Annotated in this window: 10 protein-coding genes, 1 tRNA gene, 1 other RNA gene and 1 other annotated feature; of the genes, 11 read left to right on the forward strand and 1 reads right to left on the reverse strand. The window is 28.6% G+C overall.

Translation table 11 applies throughout. The features are described 5' to 3' along the window. Nucleotides 1-294 precede the first annotated feature (294 nt). The 10 genes from RWY47_RS12590 (at nucleotide 295) to RWY47_RS12635 (ending at nucleotide 7,504) form a co-directional block, all read left to right on the forward strand. Complete coding sequence (locus tag RWY47_RS12590; RefSeq protein ID WP_021428127.1) at nucleotides 295-516, forward strand: hypothetical protein; 222 nt, start codon at nucleotides 295-297, stop codon at nucleotides 514-516. Nucleotides 517-680: 164 nt separating this feature from the next. Next, a complete protein-coding gene (locus RWY47_RS12595) occupies nucleotides 681-1,544 on the forward strand; it encodes a mechanosensitive ion channel family protein (RefSeq protein ID WP_150841887.1) in 864 nt (287 codons plus the stop codon). 81 nt (nucleotides 1,545-1,625) lie between these two features. After that, nucleotides 1,626-1,846, forward strand: a binding site (T-box leader). Between the two features lie 124 nt (nucleotides 1,847-1,970). Then, on the forward strand, nucleotides 1,971-3,254 hold the full coding sequence (gene serS / locus RWY47_RS12600) for a serine--tRNA ligase (RefSeq protein ID WP_021428133.1): 1,284 nt from the start codon (nucleotides 1,971-1,973) through the stop codon (nucleotides 3,252-3,254). Between the two features lie 219 nt (nucleotides 3,255-3,473). After that, nucleotides 3,474-3,929 carry a nucleoside deaminase gene (locus tag RWY47_RS12605; RefSeq protein ID WP_021428132.1) on the forward strand — a complete coding sequence of 152 codons (456 nt, stop codon included), beginning with the start codon at nucleotides 3,474-3,476 and terminating at the stop codon, nucleotides 3,927-3,929. Continuing rightward, nucleotides 3,930-4,022 (forward strand) — tRNA-Ser (locus RWY47_RS12610). It begins immediately after the preceding gene. Nucleotides 4,023-4,045: 23 nt separating this feature from the next. Continuing rightward, nucleotides 4,046-4,310, forward strand: an RNA gene (ffs, locus tag RWY47_RS12615) — signal recognition particle sRNA large type. Between the two features lie 145 nt (nucleotides 4,311-4,455). Continuing rightward, nucleotides 4,456-6,105 (forward strand): DNA polymerase III subunit gamma/tau, encoded by a 1,650-nt coding sequence (gene dnaX, locus RWY47_RS12620; protein ID WP_168932780.1) that lies wholly within the window; start codon nucleotides 4,456-4,458, stop codon nucleotides 6,103-6,105. Between the two features lie 65 nt (nucleotides 6,106-6,170). Continuing rightward, entirely contained in the window at nucleotides 6,171-6,512 is a 342-nt protein-coding gene (locus RWY47_RS12625) for a YbaB/EbfC family nucleoid-associated protein (protein ID WP_021428128.1), read from the forward strand. A gap of 11 nt (nucleotides 6,513-6,523) precedes the next feature. Next, nucleotides 6,524-7,123, forward strand: a complete 600-nt coding sequence (recR, locus tag RWY47_RS12630; protein ID WP_021428134.1) for a recombination mediator RecR — start codon at nucleotides 6,524-6,526, stop codon at nucleotides 7,121-7,123. Nucleotides 7,124-7,276: 153 nt separating this feature from the next. Next, complete coding sequence (locus RWY47_RS12635) at nucleotides 7,277-7,504, forward strand: hypothetical protein (protein ID WP_021428135.1); 228 nt, start codon at nucleotides 7,277-7,279, stop codon at nucleotides 7,502-7,504. A gap of 56 nt (nucleotides 7,505-7,560) precedes the next feature. Here RWY47_RS12635 and RWY47_RS12640 read toward each other — a convergent pair whose 3' ends face one another. Continuing rightward, on the reverse strand, nucleotides 7,561-8,766 hold the full coding sequence (locus RWY47_RS12640) for an MGDG synthase family glycosyltransferase (RefSeq protein WP_035119065.1): 1,206 nt from the start codon (nucleotides 8,764-8,766) through the stop codon (nucleotides 7,561-7,563). A 184-nt stretch (nucleotides 8,767-8,950) separates the two neighbouring features. Between RWY47_RS12640 and RWY47_RS12645 the strand changes: the two genes are divergently transcribed. Beyond that, nucleotides 8,951-9,181, forward strand: a complete 231-nt coding sequence (locus tag RWY47_RS12645) for a glutaredoxin family protein (RefSeq protein ID WP_021428129.1) — start codon at nucleotides 8,951-8,953, stop codon at nucleotides 9,179-9,181. The last annotated feature ends 233 nt before the right edge of the window (nucleotides 9,182-9,414 follow it).

The following is a 9,414-nucleotide window of genomic DNA, read 5'->3' on the forward strand; positions in this document are numbered from 1 at the left end:
TGAGAAGATGCTTTAAATGACCACTTCGCTGCAAACTAAATATCAACCACTTTTTTGATGTGTAAAATATAAAAGAATTACGTTTATACGATATTATATAAAGGATAAGAAAAGAAGCTTTGAATGACCGCTGCGTTGCAAAATAAATCTTAACCACTTTTTTGATGTGTAAAATAAAGAAGAATTACGCTTATACGATGTGAGATTAAATTTAATTTAAATGTACAAAGTGTAATAATTTAAATACAGCTTGAATATTCTTTATTAAAAGATACTAAAAAGGGGTAGATAAAAATGAAGTTTAGTATAGAAGTTAATAGAGGGAGTATTCTAGATTTAATAAATTTAGCTGAAGAAAATAATTTAAAGATTAATTCAATTTCTCAAGGACCAATAAATGATGAGATGATGAATATAAAAATTGATTTAGCTGATAGTAGTAAGGTACAGGATCTTGATAGTTTTGTAAAAAAAATATTAGATTGTCATTCGATGAACTCATGTGAAAGAATTTAAAGCTATGAATTTTCATAGCTTTTTTTATTTTATATAAATATATACATTATAAAAATTGCATTTAATTGAAAAAATATTGTAAAATAATTAGAGATATATAAATCAAAGAGGAAAAATATTAATATATATTTAAAATAAAGACAGCAAGTTAGGAGAGTGAGTTGATGATTAGTGGAAGTACAACGCAGGTATCTCAAAAAACCATAGAAACTTTTTTTCATGCAGTTAAAAATAGTGGACCTAAATTAATATATGCAATTATATTTCTTATTGTAGGATTATATGCTTGTAAATGGTTAAAAAGATATAGCAAAAACATTATACTTAAATATAATGTCGAAAGAGGAGTAGCTAATTTTGCATCATATGCTATTTATGGATCTAGTGTTCTTATGGTAATTATGACATGCTTAGATATAATTAATTTCCCGGTACAATCTTTTATGACAGTTATGGTATCGTTGATAGGAGTTATTGGTTTATCATTAGGTTTAGCATTTAAAGAAATACTATCAAATTTAGGTGCAGGTATGATAATTTTATTTTTCCAACCATTTAAAACAGGAGATTACATAGGTGGATCTGGAGTTGAAGGAACTGTTGCTGATATACAGATTTTTAGTACAATACTAAAAACTCCTGATAATAAAGCCATCATAGTACCAAACTTTAAGTTAACTAGTGATAATATAATTAATTACACACACCAGGAAAAAAGAAGAATAGATTTTTCATTTAGTGTATCTTACGATACAAATATAAAAGTTGTAAAAGATGTATTAGCAAAAATTTTTAAAGAAGATAACAGAATATTAAGAGATCCAGAACCTATAATTGGACTAAATACATTAGGTGAAAATGCTATGCAGATAGTAGCAAGACCATGGGTAAAGACTGATGATTACTGGAGTGTATACTTTGATGTAATGGAGAAGGTTAAATCTAAATTTGATGAGAATAATATTGAAATACCTTTCCCTTCAAGAGTTATATATTATAAAAATTGTGAGGAAGATATAAAAAAATAATAAAAATAATAAAACTTTTTTGAATATTAGTATTGAAAGTTGATAATATATATAATATAATGATTTACAAATAGAACAAAGAATATGGCGAAGACGGAAAATAGTAAAAAGCAAGTTTGTATTCAGAGAGTGAGTGGTTGGTGAGAACTCATTACAATGGTTTTTGAATCCATTCCTGAGCTACTAATCGGAAAATAATAGTAAGATTAGTCGTATACCTACGTTACAGGATTGAGAGGTTTATATTTTATAAATATAAACAACTAGGGTGGCAACGCGGATAACAGACTTTCGTCCCTTTTTAAGGGGTACGAGGGTCTTTTTTTATACAAAAAATCAAAAAATTGAAATAAAATCACTATTACATCATTAGGGGTAACGTTATTTTATTTTAAAATATAAAAATATTCTATAGGAGGAAGACAAATGTTAGATATAAAAAGAATAAGAGAAAATTTAGATGAAATAAAAAAAGCAATGGAAATAAGAGGCGAAAAAGAATTCGACCTTGATATAGTTGTAGAATTAGATAATAAGAGAAGAGAATTACTTCAAGAAGTTGAAGTTATGAAAAATGAATTAAATGTAGAATCAAAGAAAATACCTCAATTAATAAAAGAAGGTGTAGATGTTACAGAAGCAAAAGCTAAGTTAAAGCAATTATCTGAGAAGATAAAAGGATTTGATGAGAAAGTTAAAGAAGTAGAAGAAAAAATGGAATATAACTTAATGAGAATTCCTAATGTTCCTCACCCAGATGTTCCACAAGGAACAACAGATGAAGATAATGTACAAATTAGAACTTGGGGAGATCCTACTAAGTTTGACTTTGAAAACAAAGCTCACTGGGATATAGGAACAGGATTAGGTATATTAGATTTTGAAACTGCAGGTAAAATAACAGGATCAAGATTTACTTTATACAGAGGTTTAGGAGCTAGACTTGAGAGATCATTAATAAACTTCTTCTTAAATACTCATACTGAAAAGCATGGATACACAGAAGTATTACCTCCATTTATGGCAAATAGAGCTAGTTTTATAGGAACAGGTCAACTTCCTAAATTCGAAGAAGATATGTTCAAATTAGAAGGTCTTGATTACTTCTTAATACCAACTGCAGAGGTTCCTGTAACAAATATACACAGAGATGAAATATTATCAGCAGATGAGTTACCAGTAAAATATTGTGCATATACTCCATGTTTCAGATCTGAAGCAGGATCAGCAGGAAGAGATACAAGAGGATTAGTAAGACAACATCAATTCAATAAAGTTGAATTAGTTAAGTTTGTTAAGCCAGAAGAATCTTATGAAGAATTAGAAAAATTAACAAATGATGCTGAAACTATGTTACAAATGTTAGGATTACCATATAGAGTTGTAAGAATATGTACAGGAGACTTAGGATTTACAGCTGCATTTAAATACGATTTAGAAGTATGGATGCCAAGCTACAACAGATATGTTGAAATTTCTTCTTGTTCAAACTTTGAAGATTTCCAAGCTAGAAGAGCTGGAATAAGATTCAAGAGAGATAAGAAAGCAAAAGCTGAATATGTTCATACATTAAATGGATCAGGATTAGCAGTAGGAAGATGTTTAGCTGCTATATTAGAAAACTATCAACAAGCTGATGGGTCTGTAGTAGTTCCTGAAGCATTAAGACCATACATGGGTGTTGATGTTATAAAGAAAGATGAATTATAAGATTTAAAAATCTTACTTATCTAAATAGGGAGCTTACATATTAAGCTTCCTATTTATTTTAAAAATTCATAATCAAAAATCACTTTAGATTTAACAAAAAATGTATTAAAAAATAACATTAAATTTGTAGAATTATATTAGAATATGGGTTAAAATTTAAGTTGAATTATAAATTTAATTATGGTAATATTAAAGATGTTATAGGTTTTAGGAGGAAGCATGGACAAATCGTTTTATATGAGTGAAGCAATTAAAGAAGCATATAAAGCTTATGGAAAAGGCGAGACACCCATAGGTGCAGTCATAGTGAGGAATGGTGAAATTATAGCTAGAGCGCATAATCTAACTGAAACATTAAATGATCCTACAGCCCATGCTGAAATATTAGCAATAAGAAAGGCTTCAGATTACTTAGGTGGATGGAGACTTATAAATTGCGACTTGTATGTTACTATGGAACCATGTATAATGTGTAGTGGAGCTATAGTTCAATCAAGGATAAAAAAACTTATAATAGGAACTAAGCATATAAAAAACTTAAATATAGAAAAGCAACATGAATTCAAAGTTGACTACTTTAATACTTGCAATATAGATGTAACATTTGATATATTAAAAGAAGAATGTTCAGATGTATTACAAAAGTTTTTTAAAGAGTTAAGAAAGCGACAGTAAGGAGAGATGGTCGAGTTGGTCGAAGGCGCTCGCCTGGAAAGTGAGTATACGGGTAAAACCGTATCGTGGGTTCGAATCCCACTCTCTCCGCCAAAAAAATTATGGTTATAAGTTTGCTGTGCTAGACGGGAAGGTAGCGGTGTCCTGTAACCTGCAATCCGCTATAGCAGGGTTGAATTCCATCTAGAGGCTTATATATTGTAGGGCTGCCCTAAATAAGTGGTGTTGACACTTAGGTCCTGCGCAACGGAAGCTCATAAACTCCGCCAGATCCGGAAGGAAGCAACGGTAAGTGAATCCTTTCGTGTGCCGCGGGGGTGCCTAAGTCGAGCTAACTGTTTAGGTAACGCCTATGATAGTAAGTCAATAGATGGTGCACAGCTTTAATATAAAAATAAAATCCCTTGTATGAGGGATTTTTTTAATATAAAAAAATATATAATTGATTTATACTGAAATAGATAATATTTGTTTTAATTGGTATATAATAAAATATCGGGATTTTAGAATTAAGGAGAGATAAATTATGCATAAGGCGTTGTATAGAGCCTACAGGCCTCAAACATTTAAAGACGTTGTAGGACAAGAACATATAATTAGAACTTTAAAAAACCAGATCCAAAATAATAATGTAGGACATGCATATTTATTTTGTGGAACTAGAGGTACAGGGAAAACCTCAACTGCAAAGATTTTTGCAAGAGCTTTAAATTGCCAAAACTCTGTAGATGAAGAGCCTTGTAATGAATGTGAAGTTTGTAAAGATATACTAAGTGATAACATTATGGATGTTATAGAAATAGATGCAGCATCAAATAATAGTGTTGATGATATAAGAGAAATTAGAGAAAATGTAAAATATACTCCAGCAAAATGTAAATATAAGGTTTATATAATAGATGAGGTGCATATGCTATCTCAAGGTGCATTTAATGCACTTTTAAAAACACTTGAAGAGCCACCTTCATATGTAATATTTATATTAGCAACAACAGAACCTCATAAAATACCTGCTACAATTTTATCTAGATGTCAAAGATTTGATTTTAAAAGAGTTACAGTTAAAGATATGTCTACTAGAATGAAGGAAATATGCGATGATGTAAATGTAGTTGTAGATGATAGAGCTTTAAATTTAATAGCAAGAAACTCTCAAGGTGCACTTAGAGATGCACTTAGTATATTAGATCAATGTATGTCTTTTAGTGAAAATGATATAGAATACAAAGATGTTGTGGATTTACTGGGAACAGTAAATATAGAGCAACTATTTGAAATGGCAGAGTACGTTATAAAAGAGGATACAAAGAAATGTTTAGAGATATTGAATGAGTTTGTAGTATGGGGTAAAGATATAAAGAACTTGATAGATGATTTAATAGATCATTTTAGAAACTTAATGGTGTGCAAGGTATCTAGTGATTTAGATGAAATAATTTCTTTACCAGAAGAAATAGTTGAACAGTTAAAAGCACAGGCAAGTACAATAGAGGTCAATGATATTATTAGAATTCTTAATATACTATCAACAACTCAGGATGCGATTAAGGTATCTTCAAACCCTAGAGTATTGGCAGAGGTTAGTATAATGAAATTATCTCAACCAATGTTTGATGAAAGTAAAGAATCTCTTTTAAAAAGAATATCTAATTTAGAAGAGGTTATAAAAAGTGGAAAAATAAATATAAATAATAATGTTGAGATAGAAAGTAAAAAAGAAGCTAAAGGAACTTCTGAAGAAAATGAAGCTGAAGTTGAGGAAGAAGTTTTTTATGAAGAAGTCAAAAATGAAGATGTTGAGTTAATAGAGAAATCTTGGGAAAATATACTTGCTCATATAAAGAAAGATAAAAACATGCCTGTATATGCTATTTTAAGAGAGGCAAAAGAGTTTAATGTAAGTGCAAATAACTTATATATAGTATTTGATGATAGCTTTGCATTTGCAAAAAATAAATTAAGTGATGAAAAAACTAGAAATTATATAGAGAGTGTAATAAGAGAAATACTGAATAGAAGTTTCAGTATAAAAATAATTTTAAAGTCAGAGACAAAAAATATAAAATTAGAAATAGAAAAAGAACAAAAGGATAAAGGCGAAGAAATATTAAAATCTGTTTTTCCTAAAGAAATAATAGATATTAAGCAAAGTATAAATGAAAATGAAATTAAATAATAAATACGAATATGATATAATAATAGCATATTAAATAAAAAGGATAATTAAGGAGGAATTTATATATGGCTAAAAAAGGATTCCCAGGAATGATGCCTGGAAATATGAATCAATTACTAAAACAAGCTCAAAAAATGCAAACTGATATGCAAAAGATGCAAGAAGACTTAGAAACAAAAGAAATCGAAACTTCTGTTGGAGGAGGAGCTGTTACAGTTAAAGTTAACGGTAAGAAAGAAGTTGTTGATATTCAAATAAAACCTGAAGTTGTAGATCCAGATGATATAGAAATGCTTCAAGACCTAGTATTAAGTGCTGTTAATGAAGCATTAAGAAGCGTTGATGATATGCAATCTTCACAAATGAATAAATTAACTGGAGGAATGAATATTCCTGGGTTATTCTAGTAGGTGATTAGATGCAAACTTATTCAGGGCCTATTTCAAGGCTAATAGAAGAATTTTCTAAGCTTCCTGGAGTTGGAAGAAAAACTGCACAGAGATTAGCTTTTCATGTTATTAATATGAATATGAATGATGTAGAAGCTTTATCTAAGGCTATAGTAGAAGCTAAGAAAGAAATAAAATACTGTTCTATTTGCTATAATATAACAGATAAAGATCCATGTAGTATGTGTTCCAATAAAAATAGGGACAGTGGTATTATATGTGTAGTTGAAGATCCTAGAGATGTAGCAGCTATGGAAAAAACAAAAGAATTCCATGGTCAATACCATGTATTAAATGGAGTAATTTCTCCTATGGATGGTATAGGTCCAGATATGATAAGAGTTAAAGAGCTTATACAGAGATTAGGAAATCAAGAAGTAAGAGAAGTTATAATGGCAACAAATCCAACTATAGAAGGTGAAGCTACAGCTATGTATATAGCAAGGCTTTTAAAACCTATGGGAATAAAAGTTACTAGAATTGCTCATGGATTACCAGTAGGTGGAGATTTAGAGTATGCCGATGAAGTTACAATAACTAAAGCTCTAGAAGGAAGAAGAGAAATATAAAAATCGAGATTTTATTCTCGATTTTTTTTATTTTTGTATTAAATTCGATGTCGTTTTTTACGAGATTTTGATTTATAAAATTTATATTGAAAATATTGAAGTTTCAATGATGGTGTTGTATAATTTTATTAAAAATTTTAATAGGGGTGCAAAATGAAATCAGCTATGAATTTTGAAGAGTACAATGCTATGAAAGAAAAAAGAAATAAGAAACTAAAATCATCGAAAGATAAATTAAAATACACAGAAGATGATGATATGAGTGTTCTTATAAAAAAGAAAAGTAAAAAAGCCTTTAAATCAAAAGAGAGTAGTTTTAAGAATAATTATAAAAATTATCAATATGACTATGAAGAAGATTTTTATGAACCTAGGTACTAGGTTTTTATAGAATAGATAAAAAAACTGTAGATATTATATCTACAGTTTTTATTATATTATGATAATTCGGCCTCTATAAGATTAGCTATGTTTTGAGAGGAATTAAATTTTCTAATTGATTTAATATTTTTTTTAAGAAGTTCAAGTCTAGAAGGATCATCTATTATTACTTTTAATAGTACTGATAAAGTATATTTTTTAGTTGTCCTAAGTGCAGAACCACAATTACATAAGAAATCTAAATTTTCCTCTTCTTGACCAGGTATATAGTATGGAACTATCATAGGAACATCTTTCAATAGAGCCTCTGTTGTTGTAAGTCCACCTGGCTTTGTAACAAGTATATCGATCGAAGCTAAAATATCATTCATTTTATCTGTAAATCCTAAAATATGTACTGTTTTACTAGTTATATGATTTTCTAGTTTTTTTGAAAGTTTTTCTTTAAGAGATTCGTTTCTACCTGTTATAACTAAAATTTGGAAATCTCTATCTATATCGAGCATTTCTTCGAATGTTTCTTTCATATTCCCAGCCCCAAAACTGCCGCCCATAAGAAGAACTGTTAATTTTTCAGGATCAAAACCTAATTCAGATAAAACTGTCTCTCTATTTCTATGTTGTAAGAATGATTTTTCAACTGGAATTCCAAGAGGCTTAACTTTATCTCCATCAACACCTTCTGAAATAAGAAGCTCTTTAACATATTCATGCCCTACAACATAGTAATCTAACTCATGCTGTATCCATGTAGAATGAGTTGTATAATCAGTTAATACTGAAATAAGTGTAGGGAAATTTTCATTGTTAAAATGATTATTAAAATTATCGTTAAAGCTAGTGTGAAATACGGGATTGCTATTAGTGCTACATTGTTTCTTTAAAGTACTAAGTGCTATCATAGGAAAAGGATGAGTTCCTATTATTAGATCTGGTTGCTCATCTAAAAGTAATCTTCTAAAACGTTTAGCCATAAAAGTTGTTATCATATTTCCTTTAAACTCATTTTTAGAAACAAGTCCAGTTTCAGAAAATCTATAAACTTTACCATATGCATTAGGTGTGTAAATAGCAGATTTTTCATATCCTCTAGATATAATCTTATCCATAGTAGTATTTACAAGTTTTAAACTATCTATGATTTTACATTCTATGTTTTCCCCGTCAAGTGTCTTTTTTATTAGTTCTTCTTCAATAGCTCTAGCTGCTCTATTATGGCCACCACCTGTAGATGCGGACATAATTAATACTTTCTTGCTCATATTAGAACCCTCCTAAAATTAGCTTTATAAATATTTTATATTTATATAAACTTACGAATAATATTAATTATTTGAAACACAGTATTGACATATTACACTTAATATTTAATACTAATCTAATATATGTAAAACAAAAATACAAGAGTGGTATTTTTAAAAAGAAAGTAGGAGAAGTGAAAAAAGCATGAAAAAAATAGAAATCTTTAGTAGTGATAAATGCAAACAATGTATTGAATTAAAAAAGTATTTAAAAGAAAAAAATATAGATTATACTGAATATAATATATCTGGGAATGACGAAAATAGAAAAACTCTTATAAAACTTGGATATATGTCTGTGCCTGTTTTACTTATAGATGGAAATCATGTTTTAGGTTTTGATAAAACTAGAATAGACAGCTTATTAGAATTATAAAAACATATATAAATATAAAAAAATATATAATATATGAATAAAAAACATCAGCAATTGGAAAGCTTAACAAAGAAAGTTTAAATTTCTAAATAAAAAATAAAATTAAATTTAAAAAAAGTGTTGACGATGTTAAATTAAGATGGTATAGTATTACTTGTCCTTAAGAAAAGGGCAAAACAAAAATGAACTTTGAAAATTAAACAGTAGGTTAATTATAAAAATTCTTTTTTAAA

The organism is Paraclostridium sp. MRS3W1 (assembly GCF_032465715.1).
GTDB lineage: Bacteria > Bacillota > Clostridia > Peptostreptococcales > Peptostreptococcaceae > Paraclostridium > Paraclostridium dentum.